Genomic DNA, 16506 nt, shown 5'->3' with positions numbered 1-16506 from the left:
ATCGAATTTACCTTGCGACTGCCTCGAGCGCGTGTTCGCGCACAGTTTTGAGCAGGCTGTCTTTTGTGAATGGCTTGGTGAGGTATGCGTCGGAACCGACCATCGCACCACGCGCACGGTCGAATAAACCATCTTTGGATGACAGCATAATGACCGGCGTTGTATGAAATTTCGCACTTTTCTTGATAAGTGCACAGGTTTGATAACCGTCAAGACGCGGCATCAGGATGTCGCAGAAGATCAGCGCAGGCTTGTGATCATGCATCTTGGCAAGTGCGTCAAATCCATCGTCAGCCAGCACGACCTTATAACCTGCCTGACCAAGGAATATCTCGGCAGACCGACGAATAGTGCTGCTATCGTCGATCACCATGATTTTCATGTCGGCATTATCCAGCGCTATTGTCATGATTCGTCTCGTTGAACTGTGTCAACAATATACGGCGCATCCGTAACAAAAAGCAAGATTCTTTAAGCCAACTCGGGGGTATGTATTAACACCCGTCGTTTTTAAACAAAAATTGCCGAAGTCATAACGCTGGACTAGCGTGATTACTGCCTTAAATTGCTACCATTTCGAAGTCTTCCTTGCGCGCGCCGCACTCCGGACAGGTCCAGTTCATAGGCACATCGGCCCAGCGCGTACCCGGCGCAATGCCTTCTTCCGGCAAACCGGCGGCTTCGTCGTAGATCCAACCGCAGATCAGGCACATCCAGGTTTGGAATTGTTCGTTCGATGTTTCGTTATTGCTCACGTCTGACAGCCCTTCAAGTTAAAATGCATAGTCAGCTATCTTAATATACCCGCCGTGCAAAACCAAACTTCTCCGCTTATATTGACCTTTGGCCCTACCGATCCGGTCGGTGCTGTTGGTATTCAGGCTGATCTGGCCTCTTTTGCCGCGATGGGCTGCCACGGCCTGTCGGTGATTACCTCCTTATTTATAGGCGACACCGCCCGGATCGAAGATACCCAAGTCATTGATTCCGACTGGGTGGCCGACCAGGCACGCGTCGTACTCGAAGATATGCCGGTCGCCGCTTTCAAGGTCGGCGCCGTCGGCAGCATAGAAAATGTCTCGGCCATTGCCGAAATCGTGTCCGATTACCCGGATATTCCGCTCATTTTCGACCCGTTCCTGTCTTCCCTGCCCGACCAGGGCCCGGATGGCGAGGATATGTTGATGGCCACCCGTGAATTGCTGATCCCGCAAACCACGGTATTGATCATCTCTGCGGTCGAACTGTCACGCCTGGCAGAAACCTGGCGCGAAGCGTCCGAGGAAGACATGATGGCGGTCGATGCGATGCGCCTGATAGAAATGGGTTGCGAATATGTATTCGTGACCGGTACCCCGTCCGACCTGACCGATGTCGCGAATACCCTGTTCGACGAAACCGGCGTGATCCGCCACGATAACTGGCAACGCATCTCCGGTTCCTACAGTGGTGCTGGTGGCACACTGGCGGCGACCATTGCCGCCCTGCTGGCGAACGGTCTCGATGTGCCGGAAGCGGTATTCGAAGCACAGGAATTCACCATCGCCTCGATCGCCAATGCGCAACGCCTGGGCATGGGTAAGCTGGTATTGGACCGCTATTTCTGGGCGCGCGAATTCGATGAAAGCATCGATATCCTGCCGCCACCGATACAATAATTATTTTTCACCGCTACGGTCTCTGCATGACATCCAAGAACGATCAACTCTTCGCCCGCGCACAATTGAGTACGCCGGGCGGCGTTAATTCGCCAGTCCGCGCCTTCCGCTCGGTCGGCGGCACGCCACGCTTCATCACTCGTGCCGAAGGCCCCTACTTCTGGGATGCCGATGACCGCCGCTACATCGATTACATAGGCTCTTGGGGTCCGGCCATCGTCGGCCATGCACACCCGGATGTGGTCAAGGCGGTACAGGAAGCGGCGACCCGCGGCCTGAGTTTCGGCGCACCGACGGAAGCTGAAATCGAGATGGCTGAATTGATTTGCCGCCTGGTTCCATCGATAGAACAAGTACGCCTGGTCTCCAGCGGTACCGAAGCAGCGATGAGCGCACTACGTCTGGCGCGTGGTGCAACCGGACGCGACAAGATCATCAAGTTCGAAGGTTGCTATCACGGCCACGCCGATTCGCTGCTGGTGAAAGCAGGCAGCGGCTTGCTGACCTTTGGTAATCCGACTTCAGCCGGGGTACCGGAAGACTTTGCCAAACACACGCTGGTGCTCGACTACAACGATCCGGCACAACTGGAAAACGTGTTCAAGGAAATGGGTGACTCAATCGCCTGCGTCATCGTCGAACCAGTTGCAGGCAATATGAACTTGCTGCCTGCCACACCTGAATTCCTGCAAACCATGCGCCGCGTCTGTACCCAGTACGGCGCAGTGATGATTCTGGATGAAGTGATGTCCGGTTTCCGCGTCGCCCTCGGTGGGGCGCAATCGCTGTACGGTATCACACCGGATCTGACAGTACTCGGCAAAGTCATAGGCGGTGGCTTGCCAGTTGCTGCCTTCGGTGGCCGCGCTGACATCATGCGTCACCTGGCACCGCTGGGTGGTGTATACCAGGCGGGCACGCTGTCCGGCAATCCGGTCACCGTCGCAGCCGGTATGGCCACGCTGAAACTGATACAGGCGCCAGGCTTCTATGAAAACCTGAGCGCGCAAACCGCCAAGCTGGTACATGGCTTCAGCGCTGCGGCACGCGAGGCGGACATTGCCTTCTGTTCCAACTCGGTCGGCGGTATGTTTGGTTTGTATTTCGCGACAGAAGTGCCAGTGTCGTATGACACGATGATGAAGTGCGACAAGACACGTTTCAACGCTTTCTTCCATGCGATGCTGGATGCTGGCGTGTATCTCGCACCGTCTGCGTTTGAAGCTGGCTTCGTCTCGGCCCAGCATGATGAAGCCATCATAGAGAGCAGCATCAAGGCAGCACGCGCCGCCTTTGCCCAGCTGGCCGACGACTGCGACGATTGATGTGAGGAAGTACTCCACGCACCGCACGGTGCGTGGAAAACATGTAGTGAATTACTTCAGCCAGCCGCGGCGGCGGAAGTACCAGAATGGCGTGACCGCAGAGGCGATCATCATGACGATGGCCAGCGGATAGCCGAAGGTCCAGTCCAGCTCCGGCAGAACCTTGAAGTTCATACCGTAGATACTGGCGATCAGCGTCGGTGGCAGGAAGGCGACCGAAGCAACCGAGAAGATCTTGATGATCTTGTTCTGGTTAATGTTAATGAAACCAACGGTCGCATCCATCAAGAAGTTGATCTTGTCGAACAGGAAGGCAGTATGACCGTCCAGCGATTCGATATCGCGCATAATCTGGCGCGCTTCTTCAAACTGCTCCGCATTCAATAAACGACCACGCATCAGGAAGCTGACTGCGCGTCGCGTATCCATCATATTGCGGCGAATACGACCATTCAAATCCTCTTCATGCGCGATGGCATTCAGCGCAACGGCGGCGTCCTGATCGCTCAGTTCTTCCTGCAAGACGCTGCGGCTGACTTCATCCAGACTTTGGTACACGCCTTCCAGCGCATCCGCCGAATACTCGGCATCGGTTGCGTACAGGTCGAGCAAGACATCCTTGTAATCTGCAATCGAGCCGGGACGCGAACGCGCACGCATGCGTACCAGGCGGAAAATCGGCAAATCTTCGGGATGGACGGAAAACAGGATGTCGCGCGCCAGGATGAACGCTACGGTCACCACACGGGACGGGCCATCATCTTCTTCCAGCAGGAAATCGGTGCGCAGGTGCAAGTCGCCGTTTTCGCCTTCGTAATAACGCGCGGACGCCTCAATGTCCTTGACGTCATCCTCACCCGGCAAGGTCACGCCATAAATGCTTTTAACCCAGTCCCGCTCATCGTCGTTCGGATCAGTCAGGTCGACCCAGACCGGCGTAGCCCGCTCGAGATCAGCACGGCTGTCGATATTGATTTGGTTCAGGCGACCATTTTGCAATACAAATACATTGATCATTAGCTCTCCCTGTCGCGCCGGAAACATCAATATGATTGATGAAACACACAACATATCCTGCAGCGCCAACGCTGCAGCTCATTATTTTTTGAGGGAACGCGGCCATGCAACAAAATACACAGGCCAGGACGCGACCACTCACCGTATCCGGCGAGAGGCGCTAAAGGAAGGTGATCGCTAAAGCACTATCTCGCGGAATAACCGTCGCAAGACGGCGGACAACTATAAGTAGGACTACCCAATTCAGGGCTCCGGAAACGAAAACAGCGCAAGTGTACTGATAAGTGCAACGGCTAGCAAGCCGCGAATAGCGCACTGCAGCATTTTTTCCTCAACTCTGTATTGCCGACACCACCTTGTCCTTCAGACTGTCTTTTACACAGGCAATATGACTGCAGTGTGTAGTGACTCAGGGCAAGGCCGCCGAGTTCATGCGACGCAGGATCAGATCAGTGCGACGCCCCAGATAAGCAGTACCGCGGTGCACATCGTAAAAACGCGGATTCGGCAACATCACGGCCAGGCGCGCTGCCTGAGCCGCACTGAGTTGCGCAGCGGATACACCGTAATAATGCTGGGCTGCAGCTTCAGCGCCAAACACGCCCACACCCCACTCGACCACGTTCAGATAGATTTCAAAGATACGCTCTTTGTCCATCCAGTATTCCAGCATGTAAGTGATGATGACTTCCTGCCCTTTGCGCAGGTAGCTGCGCTCACCGGACAAGAAGAGGTTTTTTGCCAGTTGCTGCGTGATGGTGGAGCCACCGGCCACAACCTTGCCTTTTTTGATATTTTTCTCGTAGGCTTTTTGCAAGGCATCCCAATCCACGCCTTCGTGCTCGGAGAAGTTGGAATCTTCCGACGCGATGATGGCGCGCTTCAGGTTATTGGAAATACGTTTATACGGTATCCACTTTTGCTTGAGCTGCGCTTTCGGATTTTTTTCCTGCAGGATGGAAAGCTGGTGCCGCATGAAGCTGGTCGAATCCGGATTATGGTTGACCCACCAACCGATCTGCAGGAAGAAGTAGAGTTGCAGTAGCAACACCAGCAGCACTGGCACAACTATTAGCCAAAACAGCAGCTTGCGCAGTATTTTCATTTTTATATAGTCTGCCTGGTTCTTGGAAAAAGCATGGTGCACTGTCTACGACAACTGTAAAACAGGATACTGCGCGCCTTACAGTTTGTCGCGTAACTCCGCGAACACGGCAGCGGTCTCTGGTCGTACACCGCGCCACAGATAAAACGATTCTGCCGCCTGCTCTACCAGCATGCCGAGGCCATCACGCGCAGCTGCGCCATGCTGGGTAGCAAACTGCATGAAAGCGGTGGGCGCTGCGCCATACATCATGTCATAAGCTAAAGTGCGCGGCGCAAAAACACGCGGCGAAATCGGCGGCACTTCCGACGCCAGGCTGGCTGCGGTCGCATTGATCACGATATCAAAGGTATCGTCCAGCATGCCGAAATCGCTGACTTCCAGGCAAGGTTGCGGCGCAAAGCGTTCCACCAGTTCGACCGCTTTGGAGTGAGTACGATTCGCGACGACCAGACGTGCCGGTTTTTCATGTAGCAAAGGCAGGATCACACCGCGTGCCGCACCACCGGCACCCAGCAACAAGACTGATTTACCGGCTACTGCGACACTTGCGTTGCGCACGATGTCGGTGACCAGGCCCACACCATCGGTGTTATCACCCAACATCTCGCCATTTTCGAATTTCAGGGTATTCACGGCACCGGCTGCACGCGCACGCTCGGTCAGGCGGGTTGCCATCGCATACGCTTCCAGCTTGAACGGCACTGTCACATTCAAGCCCTTACCACCTGCGCGCACAAACTGCTGTACGGTTGCCAGGAAACCGTCTAGCGGCGCCAGCAAGCGATCGTATCGCAGGTCTTGCCGGGTCTGCGCCGCAAAGCGCGCATGGATATCCGGCGATTTACTGTGTGCGATCGGATTGCCGATCACTGCATAATGATCCGTCGTCATACTCACTCACTGCCCTCGTGTTTCGGTTTGCAATGCATCGTCACGCGTGAAGTTAAAGCGCGTAATAATTTCCCACACATCGTCCTTGCCGACTGAGCGCATATTATCGGGGAACTTGCCGAACGGCGCGGAACGCCGCACGATGTTCAGCGCCGCCTGGTCCAGTGCCGGGTTACCGGAAGTACGTTCGACCCGCGGACCACCTTCCTTCATATAAATGGTGCCGTCCTGGAAGATGGGGATATACACCACCAGTTGGCCGTAGAGTTTCTTGCCGTCTTTTTGCGGGAAATTCAGCGTTCCGTTTTTCTCGATGCGATCCTGCAAGGTCTTGTAGTACGCGGCATAACCGACTTCACGCGTACTTGGTGTGACCTGGGTTTTCTTCGGACGCTTGTTGTATTCCTCTATGCTGCGCGAGATTTCCGCTTCACGCCGCAACAAAGCTTTCGCGCTGTCCAGCATGTCAGTCGCATTACGCTGTATCGGCACATCCTTGACCGGTTCCACATCGCTGACTTTCGGCGTGTGCACAGGTGTTTTCTTTTCCATCTGCGCCAGCAATTTCTGCTGATGCCGTTCCAGTTCTTCTATCTTGCGGCGCGCAGCCTTCGCACTATCGCCATCCTCACTCTTGCGCAAATCCGGCAAAGGCGATTTGGCGCGTCCGGCGTCCGCATTCCCGCCACCGTCCAGATTCGCCTGTGCCAGCGCATCCGCTTTCAACGGTTGCTTGTCATGCTTGGCGTTGACCAGGATGACTTCCAGTCCCGGATCAGTCGGCTTGAACTTGAAGGCTTCGGGTGGCGTGAAGTGCACGGCCAGCAACGCCGCATGCGCCAGCACGGAAATCGTGACGGCAGCAGTCAAAAAGCGGTTCTGGAAAAGAGACTTCACGTGCAGGCGTTAGGCAATAGTGTTTAAAAGAATGAATTTTACGGCAAAGCCGGTCTGCCGCTACGGATTCGTATTACCTTCTGGTGCGGGCTCGCCTTCCGTTGTCGGCGCTTCCTGCAATTCCGGTTCCAGCGGTACCGGCTCGGCATCGCCTTCCATCATATCGTCCGTCATTTCATCATCCAGCTCCTCGGCTACTGCCGCATTGGCAGCGGCATCCTGGATGATATCGAGCAAACGTGCTTCCACGGTCAGATCCACTTCATCCCAGCGCAGCAAATCCAGCTTGACCTGCGAACCACGTGCCAGCTGCGGCATACCGGACAGTTTGATGACCAGTGGTATATCCATCAGGCGCAAGATCTCTTCTTTCAGAACCGCGGCTTCGAGCTTCAGGGTCTCGGCCTCGCCTTTTTCCTGACTCAACCAGCGCAGACACCAGTAACGCTCCATGTCCGCCTGGAACGCACCGTAGGCGCTATAAGCAGCGTCGAATGCCGACACGATCGCAAACAGATCCGCATCACGTTGTTTGAATGGCGCGACCAGCGGTGCTGTTACACCGTGCTCTATACAAGCCAGGATTTGCCATTGATTGACCAGATCGGTGTAACGACGCAAAGGCGAAGTGCTCCACGCATATTGATCGACACCCAGACCCTGATGCGGCGCTGCATGTGTTTGCATGCGCACCTGCATTTTTGCCGCCCAGCCATTACCAGCCCCACCTTGAGCACGGTAAATGCCTGGCACACCGTGGTCATGCAATAACTTGCCCCAGCTGCTATTGGTCAGGATCGCCAGTTCGGCGACGATTTTATCCAGCGGTGCGCCGCGTTTGCGACGCTGGATGGAGACCACGTCATTCTCTACATAGAAGTTGAAATCGACGCGATTGTTTTGTTCCGGCCGCAAGCCAAAGCTCTCACGCTTGGCCATACGACCTTGTTCCAATACCTGCGCCCATTTCCACAACAGCGCGATATCTTCCTTGTACGGATAGTCGCCGACGTCGGCCGCCAGATTGTCTTCGGTGACATAAGCATCGAGATCGTTATGGCGCAGATTGGCAGCGATAGGCACGCGTTCAGCACGGGTTTCAGTACTAATCACGGACCAGTCACTTGGATCAAGCGTGACGTACAAGGACAGCGCCGGACAAGTCCGGCCTTCTGCCAGCGTATATTCTTCTACCAGTTCATCCGGCAGCATGGTGATCTTGTCACCCGGCATATACACGGTAGACAGGCGTTGACGCGCAATGACATCAAGTGCGTCGTCACGCTTGATACCCAGGCCAGGTGCAGCGATATGGATGCCGACGCAAACCTTGCCATCCGGCAGGCGCGTCACGGACATCGCATCATCGATCTCGGTGGTGGTGACGTCATCAATAGAAAATGCCTGCACGTCAGCCACCGGCAATTCCGGCAAGGTCGGCAAAGTAATTTCAGGGAAGCCTGTGCCTTTGGGGAATGACTCAAACAGGAATTTCGAGAAGTGCAAATCCTTGGCTGATGGAATGCCGCCTACCGCCAGCATCAGGCGCTGTGGTGCCATTTGCAATTCTGCGCAGGCAGCATCCAGCGCTTTGTACTCGATCGAGTTTTTATCCGGCTTGAACAAGAGCTGCAACGCGATAGGAAGCATGGCATCCGGCAAGCGCATCGCTTTTAATTCTTCAACGTACTGGGCTTGCACCAACGCTTGCTGGCGCTTTTTCTCAACGCCCGCCAAAGCCGCTTTCAACGATGCTTCCGGCGCTGCCTTGTAACGGCCTTTGCCTTTTTTATAGAAATAAATCGGGGCAGCATGCAAACGCAGTATCAACCCGGCCGCTTCATGTGGCTTGGGTTCATGACCAAAATACTCGGTACCCAGTTCTGCAAAACCAAATTCTTCCTGGCCCGCCACTTCCCACAGGAAATCGAGATCGATATCCGCGGCGATGGCTTGCGCATCCGTCATGAATTCCGCTGGTGCAGGACTGGCAAATTGCAGCAGGACATCCTTGGATCTCACCTTGCTGCGTTTGCCCGTAGGCAGTTCTACCTGATATGCCTCACCCTGCTGCGACATCGCGACGCCGGCCTTGAAGTCACCGGATTCATCAAAAAATAGATTCATTCAATACTTTGCTTATTTAGTAATTCTTAATCGTTCTTTATACAGCTGCACCTACTATCGCTCCCGCTTGTACACAGGATAGATTGCTGCATGGATTACGCGCACATTTGCGCTGTGTTATTTAGCTTTTCCTCTCGGCGTGCGGATTCTGCCGGATCGTAGCCAGATTGGGGAGAAAAACTTCTGTTACCAGTAGCAAACCCTGGCCGCGACGATACAAACAACGACGCGCATATAAAGGTGCAGGCAAGGCCTGACCCAGGGCTGCCGCCGCGCGCACCGCCAGCGGATGCTGTGCCGACAGGCGCGCATATTCCAGTTTGCCGCGCCACACCTTGGGATCACCAAACAAGGTAGTCCCCAACGAGCGCTCGCCCAGCGTGCCAAAAAATGGCCAGTCAGAAGCAGTCGCCGACAGCGGCACTATCGTGTGTGCATAGACGACAGGCGTGTCATCACAGCACAGCAATACTTCACGTTCCTGCACTTGCAGACGGCGCGGCAAGGCGACCATCTCATATTCATCCGCCAACACCATCGCTTGCTGTTGTACCAGCCGGCGTATGCGAAATTGCTCACAGCGTGCGACCAGCTTCATCGTCAGCGACATCTCATCCGTCAGCCAGCCCCGCATCTGCGGCGACGGCTGCACGGCGTTGACATGTGCATACCAGTACGCGTGCGTAACCGCGCGATGTGTCCTGGTCTCGCTCATCACTGCACCGCTCCGAGGTCGACACCGCAAAAGGCCAGCACTTCATCTGCATACTCGGCAAAATCAGATATGCCGTGGTCGCTGCCTTCTATTACATGCTGTTTTGCACCTGCGAATTGCGTCACCATCTCACGCCAGTCGAGCAACTCATCACCGCTTGCTGCTATCAGGAAATAACGTTGCGGCTGCGTAATCACAGGCACGGCCAGCGCCGTCAATTCATCAATATACTCGCGCTTGAATTCAAACGCCTCATTCGAGTGATATTGCGTTTTGACACCAACCTGGCTCGCCAGGTCGCGTGCTGCGTGCACGGCAGGATTAAGCATGACAGCCCGACAACCCAGTCGTTCTGCCAGCCAGGTTGCGTAGTAGCCACCGAGCGAAGAACCGATCAGTGTGAGCTCGGCAGGAGGAATATCCTGCGCAAGCGACAATGCCAGCGCGATTGCTGCGCTTGGTGAAGCGGGTAGTTGCGGACAAATATATTCATCACCCCGCCCCAGCGCCTGCATGCGGGCCGCCAGCAAACTGGTTTTATATGACAGCGGGGAAGAACGGAAACCGTGCAGATACAAAATCATTGAGCCAGCGCATCCAGAATCTTTTGGTGCACACCGCCAAAGCCACCGTTGCTCATGACCAGGATCTGGTCGCCGGTTTGTGCACTTTGCGCAATCGCTTGCACCAGAGTTGGCAAGTCATTAAAGGCGCGCGCCTTGTCGCCCAAAGGTGACAGTGCTTCCGCCAGATCCCAGCCCAGCGCATCCTTGCCGTTACCGCTGGCGCCATAACCGAAGACCAAGTCGGCATCGACCAGGCTGCCAGGCAAGGCTTCTTTCATCGTGCCCAGCTTCATCGTATTCGAGCGCGGTTCCAGCACTGCGAGTATGCGTGCCTTGCCGACCTTCTTGCGCAAGCCCTCTACCGTGGTCGCGATGGCCGTCGGATGATGCGCGAAGTCGTCATAGACGGCGATATCGTTGACCGTACCGCGCAGCTCCATGCGTCGTTTGACGTTTTCAAATTGTCCGAGTGCGGCGATTGCCTGTGCTGGCAATACGCCAACGTGGCGTGCAGCAGCGATGGCAGCCAGCGCATTCATGCGATTGTGTTCGCCGGTCAGCGACCACTGCACTGTGCCTTGCAATTCGCCATTGAAGATCACATCGAAATTGCCATCGTCATGCGTGGTCAGCGACCAGCCATCCTTGCCGCCAAACCATTCGCTCTCGCTCCAGCAACCACGTTGCAATACGCGTTGCAACGCCTCCTCGCGTCCGTTTGCAATCACGCGCCCTACACCCGGCACGGTACGCACCAGATGATGGAACTGGGTTTCGATTGCATGCAGGTCAGGGAAAATATCGGCGTGGTCGTATTCCAGGTTATTCAGGATCGCTGTCTTCGCGTGGTAGTGCACGAACTTGCTGCGCTTGTCGAAGAAGGCCGTATCGTATTCATCCGCCTCAATCACGAAGAATGACGATTCCTTGCCGCTGCCGGACAAGCGCGCAGAAATACCAAAGTTCATAGGCACGCCGCCGATCAGGAAGCCGGGATCGTAGCCTGCATCTTGCAGTATCCACGCCAACATGGACGAAGTCGTGGTTTTACCGTGTGTACCTGCAACAGCGAGCACCCACTTACCTTGCAGGATGTGCTCACCTATCCATTGCGGGCCGGAGGTGTATGGCAAACCTCGATTGAGGATTTCTTCCATCAGCGGATTGCCGCGCGAAACAACGTTGCCGATGACATATAAATCAGGGGACAGGCTGATCTGTTCGGGACCGTAACCTTCGATCAGCTTGATGCCTTGTGCTTCAAGCTGGGTACTCATAGGCGGATAGACGTTCGCGTCGCATCCGGTAACCGTATGGCCGGCGGCCTTAGCCAGAACTGCCAAACCACCCATGAAGGTGCCGCAAACGCCAAGTATGTGGATATGCATTGTACAATTTCAGATTGAATTAACGAGATTTTACCCGACGACGGGCCTATGTCGGCGGGAGTATCAATCACGCCATGCCTACACCCCCTTTGTCCGATACCGAATTGCTGCGCGCGGAAATCGCCGCAGCCGCCGCCCGCCTGATTGCAGAAGATGGGGTCGACTACGGCACGGCCAAACGCAAGGCCGTCAAACAGATACTGGGCAATAGCAAAGTGCGCGGCAATGTGCTGCCGGACAACAGCCAGATCGAAGACGAGGTACGGATATATAACGAGCTGTTTTTCGGTGACACCCAGCCTGCCCGCTTATTGCATTTGCGGCAACTCGCGGTGCGCCTGATGGCCGAACTGGCACCTTTCCAGCCCCACCTGACCGGCGCGATCCTGAACGGCACCGCAGGCGAACACTCGGAAATCCATCTGCAATTGTTCGCAGAAAGTCCGAAAGACGTAGAAATCTATCTATTAAATAAGGGGGTGGACTTCGACGTTTCGGAGTCCAATCATTTCAAAGGTCACAACGAGCCGGTAGAAACCCTGAGCTTCCTCTGGCAACAGGAAGGCGTACACCTGGCACTCTACAACAGCGATGATCTGCGAGGCGCCCTGAAAAAGTCATCATCCGGCCGTGCCGAGCGTGCTGATATAGAATCAGTGCGCGCACTGCTATCCGAGGAAAATGAGTAAATATGAAACGTAATGTCTTTTTGTTCGCCACTATCGCCGTATTCTTTGCTGCCTTCGGCATCTACTTCGGTGCCAAACATCACCGTCCGGCCAATCCCGAATCTCCCGCCGTCGCCAACTTCTTCGCGCAGAACATGGAAGACAGCAACGGCAAAACACATAGCTTGGGTGAATACCATGGCAAAACCCTGATCGTTAACTTTTGGGCAACGTGGTGCGCACCCTGCGTGGAAGAAATGCCTGAACTGACGGAATTACAAACAGAGCTGGCCGGAAAGAACATCCAGATCCTCGGTATCGGCATAGACTCGCCGAGCAATATCCGCGAATTCGCCGCCAAATATAAAATCACCTATCCGCTTTATATAGCCGGACTGACCGGCAGCGAACTGTCGCGCCAATTCGGCAATCAGGCTGGCGGCCTGCCTTTTACCGTGATCATTGGACCGAAAGGCGACGTACGCAAAACCTACCTGGGTCGCCTGAAGATGGATCAACTGCGCGCCGACATCGCCGCTCTTTAAATCCAAAGCAAGATTTTTCCTTGCCAATCAGCGCCATTTAGCGGCAAAATGCGCCCATCGTCTGCAAACGGAGTTGCATCTCCATGGCAAAAAATATTCTTTTATTAAACGGCCCGAACCTGAATTTACTGGGTTCGCGCGAGCCTGAAGTCTATGGCAGCACCACTCTTGCTGATGTGGAACGTGCGGCCAGCGAACAGGTTGCGCAAGCCGGTGCCAAATTGACGACCTTCCAGAGCAATCATGAAGGCGCGTTAATCGACCGCATCCAGGCCGCGAAAAAAGAAGGTATCGATGCCATCGTGATAAATCCGGGCGGACTTACGCATACCAGCGTATCATTGCGCGATGCATTGGCAGGCGTTGCCATACCATTTGTGGAAATCCACGTTTCCAACATTCACCAGCGCGAAGCATTTCGCCATCATTCCTATCTGTCCGGCATCGCTGTCGGCGTGATTTGCGGATTGGGCACCGAAGGATATACAGCAGCTATCTCTTTTGCGCTCAAAAAGCTCTAAATTTCACCATTTGTCGGCAAATGACTTATAATTGCCGCCATCTTCAATCATAAAAACTAAAATTTCCAAGGAAATTCACATGGATTTACGCAAGCTCAAGACCCTCATTGATCTGGTCGCAGAATCGGATATCGCTGAACTGGAAGTCACGGAAGGCGAAAGCAAAGTCCGTATCGTCAAATCTTCCGCAGCACCGCAAAACCAAGTAGTGATGATGCAACCGCAAGGCGCTCCAGCGCAATATGCACCTGCACCAGCAGCAGCTCCAGTAGCCGCCGCGGCACCAGTTGCAGCAGCACCAGTTGAAATCAAGGGTCATGTCGTTAAATCGCCTATGGTTGGCAGCTTCTACCGCTCCTCTGCTCCAGGTTCGCCAGCATTCGTTGAAGTTGGCTCGGTTGTCAAAGAAGGCGACACCCTGTGCATCATCGAAGCGATGAAACTCTTGAATGAAATCGATGCTGACGCTTCTGGCGTTATCAAGGAAATCCTGGTCGAAAACGGCCAACCGGTCGAGTTTGGCCAACCGTTGTTTATCATCGGCTAATAAATGGTTGCAGGGGTAGCGTAAGCAAGAGACGCTTAGCCGCCCCTCCCATTTTGCTGATTCGATTCATTCCCTATAACGACGAATCCAGTTTCCACTATGTTTGAAAAAATTCTTATCGCCAACCGTGGCGAGATTGCGCTCCGAATCCAGCGCGCCTGCCGCGAAATGGGCATCAAGACCGTGGTCGTCCATTCCGAGGCAGACCGCGATGCAAAATACGTCAAACTGGCCGACGAGTCCGTTTGTATCGGCCCGGCACCATCCACATTAAGCTATCTGAACATGCCGGCCATCATCAGCGCGGCAGAAGTGACCGACGCCGAAGCGATCCATCCCGGCTACGGCTTCCTGTCGGAAAATGCGGATTTTGCTGAACGCGTAGAGCAATCCGGCTTCGTCTTTATCGGTCCACGCTCGGAATCGATCCGCATGATGGGCGACAAAGTGTCGGCCAAACAAGCCATGATTAAAGCTGGCGTGCCATGCGTGCCAGGTTCGGACGGCGCATTGCCGGATGATCCGAAAGAAATCGTGCAGATTGCACGCAAGATCGGCTACCCGGTCATCATCAAGGCAGCCGGCGGTGGCGGTGGACGCGGCATGCGCGTTGTGCATACCGAAGCAGCTTTGCTGAATGCGGTCACCATGACCAAGACCGAAGCCGGTACAGCCTTCGGCAATCCGGAAGTCTATATGGAGAAGTACCTGGAAAATCCACGTCACGTGGAAATCCAGATCCTGGCCGACGAACACAAAAACGCCATCTGGTTGGGCGAGCGCGATTGCTCCATGCAACGTCGCCACCAGAAAGTCATGGAAGAAGCGCCAGCTCCTGGCATTCCACGCAAAACCATAGAACGCATCGGCGATCGCTGCGCAGAAGCTTGCCGCAAAATGGGTTATCGCGGTGCTGGTACGTTTGAGTTCCTGTACGAAAACGGTGAGTTCTACTTCATCGAAATGAACACCCGCGTGCAGGTTGAACATCCGGTCACCGAAATGATCACCGGCATCGACATCGTGCAAGAGCAGATCCGTATCGCTGCTGGCGAAAAACTGCGTTTCCGCCAACGTGACGTGATCCTGAGCGGCCACGCCATCGAATGCCGTATCAATGCGGAAGACCCGTTCAAGTTCACTCCGTCGCCAGGCAAGATTGTTTCCTGGCATGCACCTGGTGGTCCTGGCATCCGTGTAGACTCGCATGCGTATGCTGGTTACTACGTGCCGCCACACTACGACTCGATGGTAGGCAAAGTCATTGCTTACGGTGCGACCCGTGAACAAGCGATCAAGCGCATGCAAATCGCTTTGTCCGAAATGGTGGTGGAAGGCATACAAACCAACATCCCACTGCATCGTGAACTGATGGTGGATGCACGCTTCATCGAAGGCGGCACCAACATTCACTACCTCGAGCAAAAACTGGCAAACAAGCCAGATTTGCCGAAAGCGTAATCAGCATCATCTCCTGGCGTCGAGCCTATCGCTGTAACAATCAAGCGGTTTGATTGTTACAGCGTATACAAACTATCATCACCCTGCCCCTTGCGGGCGCACAGCCCCTATAATGGCTGACAGTAAAGTACATCGAGGTAATACATGAGCTGGACCGAAATTGTGATCGAAGTCGCCCGTACGCATGCGGAAGCATTATCCGATGCGCTGATGGAGGCTGGCGCATTATCAGTCTCGGTAGAAGACGCTGACTTCGGCACTGACGCCGAACAACCTTTGTTTGGCGAACCCGGCATGGAACCGACAGAAGCAGCGTGGGAACATAGCCGCGTTGTCGCCCTCACCCCCATCGAAGCAGACCAGGCCAGCATCGTGGCCGAAGCCGCACAAGCAGTCGGGCTCGTCGCTGCTGACGTCGTCTTTACACTGCGCGCCGTGGAAGAACAGGACTGGGTACGTTTAACCCAATCGCAATTCGAACCTATCCATATCGGTAAAAACATCTGGGTCGTGCCGAGCTGGCACGATGCACCTGACCCGCAGGCGCTGGTACTGGAACTGGACCCCGGCCTCGCCTTTGGCACCGGCAGCCATCCGACCACACGACTCTGCATGGAATGGCTGGAAGCAAATCCGCCAGTCGGCCTGAGCGTACTCGACTATGGCTGTGGCTCCGGCATACTGGCGATGGTGGCAGCCAAGCTGGGCTCCACCGACGTGATCGGTATCGATATCGATCCGCAAGCGATCAAGTCGGCAGTTTTCAATACCGAACGCAATCATTGCGACGTCGCTTATTACCTGCCGGATGAATTTGCCATCTCCGGCCATGCCCACACGTTTGACGTGGTCGTCGCCAACATCCTCGCCAACCCGCTCAAGGTGATGGCGCCGATGCTATCCGGACGCGTCCGTCCGGGTGGCAAGCTGATCCTGTCCGGCGTACTCGCGACCCAGGTCGAAGAAGTCACCGCCGCTTACGCTCCTTTCATCGCGCTCAGTGTCTGGGCAGAACATGAAGGTTGGGTCGCGTTGGCTGGCCATCTCCCGCCCGGCCAGGCATAAAGACCAA

18 protein-coding genes are annotated in these 16506 nt (G+C 55.0%); 8 read left to right on the top strand and 10 right to left on the bottom strand.

Annotation, left to right across the window (positions count from 1 at the left end; all coding sequences use genetic code 11):
• Nucleotides 1-7 precede the first annotated feature (7 nt).
• Nucleotides 8-409 (bottom strand): PleD family two-component system response regulator, encoded by a 402-nt coding sequence (locus H7U06_RS04585; RefSeq protein ID WP_175624982.1) that lies wholly within the window; start codon nucleotides 407-409, stop codon nucleotides 8-10.
• Nucleotides 410-560: 151 nt separating this feature from the next.
• Nucleotides 561-755: a rubredoxin gene (locus H7U06_RS04580; protein ID WP_012080806.1), complete on the bottom strand. Its 195-nt coding sequence runs from the start codon at nucleotides 753-755 to the stop codon at nucleotides 561-563.
• Between the two features lie 54 nt (nucleotides 756-809).
• On the opposite strand from H7U06_RS04580, the gene H7U06_RS04575 reads away from it, so the two are divergent.
• Entirely contained in the window at nucleotides 810-1658 is an 849-nt protein-coding gene (locus H7U06_RS04575) for a hydroxymethylpyrimidine/phosphomethylpyrimidine kinase (RefSeq protein ID WP_175624981.1), read from the top strand.
• Nucleotides 1659-1684: 26 nt separating this feature from the next.
• Nucleotides 1685-2983 carry a glutamate-1-semialdehyde 2,1-aminomutase gene (gene hemL / locus H7U06_RS04570; RefSeq protein WP_175624980.1) on the top strand — a complete coding sequence of 433 codons (1299 nt, stop codon included), beginning with the start codon at nucleotides 1685-1687 and terminating at the stop codon, nucleotides 2981-2983.
• 51 nt (nucleotides 2984-3034) lie between these two features.
• Here the strand turns inward: hemL and corA are convergent, their stop codons facing one another.
• The 8 genes from corA to mpl all read right to left on the bottom strand — a co-directional run bounded on the left by corA (nucleotide 3035) and on the right by mpl (nucleotide 11692).
• Nucleotides 3035-4000, bottom strand: a complete 966-nt coding sequence (gene corA, locus H7U06_RS04565) for a magnesium/cobalt transporter CorA (protein ID WP_175624979.1) — start codon at nucleotides 3998-4000, stop codon at nucleotides 3035-3037.
• A gap of 409 nt (nucleotides 4001-4409) precedes the next feature.
• Nucleotides 4410-5105, bottom strand: a complete 696-nt coding sequence (mtgA, locus tag H7U06_RS04560) for a monofunctional biosynthetic peptidoglycan transglycosylase (RefSeq protein ID WP_175624978.1) — start codon at nucleotides 5103-5105, stop codon at nucleotides 4410-4412.
• A gap of 78 nt (nucleotides 5106-5183) precedes the next feature.
• Complete coding sequence (gene aroE, locus H7U06_RS04555) at nucleotides 5184-5999, bottom strand: shikimate dehydrogenase (protein WP_175624977.1); 816 nt, start codon at nucleotides 5997-5999, stop codon at nucleotides 5184-5186.
• 6 nt (nucleotides 6000-6005) lie between these two features.
• Nucleotides 6006-6896 (bottom strand): TonB C-terminal domain-containing protein, encoded by an 891-nt coding sequence (locus tag H7U06_RS04550; protein WP_175624976.1) that lies wholly within the window; start codon nucleotides 6894-6896, stop codon nucleotides 6006-6008.
• 60 nt (nucleotides 6897-6956) lie between these two features.
• Nucleotides 6957-9023, bottom strand: coding sequence for a ribonuclease catalytic domain-containing protein (locus tag H7U06_RS04545; protein WP_175624975.1), 2067 nt, complete (start codon nucleotides 9021-9023; stop codon nucleotides 6957-6959).
• A gap of 121 nt (nucleotides 9024-9144) precedes the next feature.
• On the bottom strand, nucleotides 9145-9738 hold the full coding sequence (locus tag H7U06_RS04540; RefSeq protein WP_175624974.1) for a chorismate lyase: 594 nt from the start codon (nucleotides 9736-9738) through the stop codon (nucleotides 9145-9147).
• Nucleotides 9738-10322, bottom strand: coding sequence for a YqiA/YcfP family alpha/beta fold hydrolase (locus H7U06_RS04535; RefSeq protein WP_175624973.1), 585 nt, complete (start codon nucleotides 10320-10322; stop codon nucleotides 9738-9740). Before H7U06_RS04535 ends, H7U06_RS04540 begins: the two co-directional genes overlap by 1 nt.
• On the bottom strand, nucleotides 10319-11692 hold the full coding sequence (gene mpl, locus H7U06_RS04530; protein WP_175624972.1) for a UDP-N-acetylmuramate:L-alanyl-gamma-D-glutamyl-meso-diaminopimelate ligase: 1374 nt from the start codon (nucleotides 11690-11692) through the stop codon (nucleotides 10319-10321). Before mpl ends, H7U06_RS04535 begins: the two co-directional genes overlap by 4 nt.
• Before the next feature lie 74 nt (nucleotides 11693-11766).
• Between mpl and H7U06_RS04525 the strand changes: the two genes are divergently transcribed.
• The 6 genes from H7U06_RS04525 (at nucleotide 11767) to prmA (ending at nucleotide 16499) form a co-directional block, all read left to right on the top strand.
• The gene (locus H7U06_RS04525; protein WP_175624971.1) at nucleotides 11767-12381 is read left to right on the top strand and encodes a hypothetical protein; all 615 of its coding nucleotides are present in this window, start codon (nucleotides 11767-11769) and stop codon (nucleotides 12379-12381) included.
• Nucleotides 12382-12383: 2 nt separating this feature from the next.
• Nucleotides 12384-12905, top strand: a complete 522-nt coding sequence (locus H7U06_RS04520) for a TlpA disulfide reductase family protein (RefSeq protein WP_124574551.1) — start codon at nucleotides 12384-12386, stop codon at nucleotides 12903-12905.
• A gap of 83 nt (nucleotides 12906-12988) precedes the next feature.
• Nucleotides 12989-13426, top strand: a complete 438-nt coding sequence (gene aroQ / locus H7U06_RS04515; RefSeq protein WP_175624970.1) for a type II 3-dehydroquinate dehydratase — start codon at nucleotides 12989-12991, stop codon at nucleotides 13424-13426.
• Between the two features lie 79 nt (nucleotides 13427-13505).
• Complete coding sequence (gene accB / locus H7U06_RS04510) at nucleotides 13506-13973, top strand: acetyl-CoA carboxylase biotin carboxyl carrier protein (RefSeq protein ID WP_175624969.1); 468 nt, start codon at nucleotides 13506-13508, stop codon at nucleotides 13971-13973.
• Nucleotides 13974-14072: 99 nt separating this feature from the next.
• Nucleotides 14073-15434 (top strand): acetyl-CoA carboxylase biotin carboxylase subunit, encoded by a 1362-nt coding sequence (gene accC, locus H7U06_RS04505; protein WP_175624968.1) that lies wholly within the window; start codon nucleotides 14073-14075, stop codon nucleotides 15432-15434.
• A gap of 144 nt (nucleotides 15435-15578) precedes the next feature.
• Complete coding sequence (prmA, locus tag H7U06_RS04500) at nucleotides 15579-16499, top strand: 50S ribosomal protein L11 methyltransferase (RefSeq protein ID WP_175624967.1); 921 nt, start codon at nucleotides 15579-15581, stop codon at nucleotides 16497-16499.
• Nucleotides 16500-16506 lie beyond the last annotated feature (7 nt).

The sequence above is a fragment of the Herminiimonas sp. Marseille-P9896 genome (genome assembly GCF_903993245.1).
GTDB classification, from domain to species: Bacteria; Pseudomonadota; Gammaproteobacteria; order Burkholderiales; family Burkholderiaceae_D; genus Oxalicibacterium; species Oxalicibacterium contaminans.
This window is presented reverse-complemented; position numbering and strand designations above follow the sequence as displayed.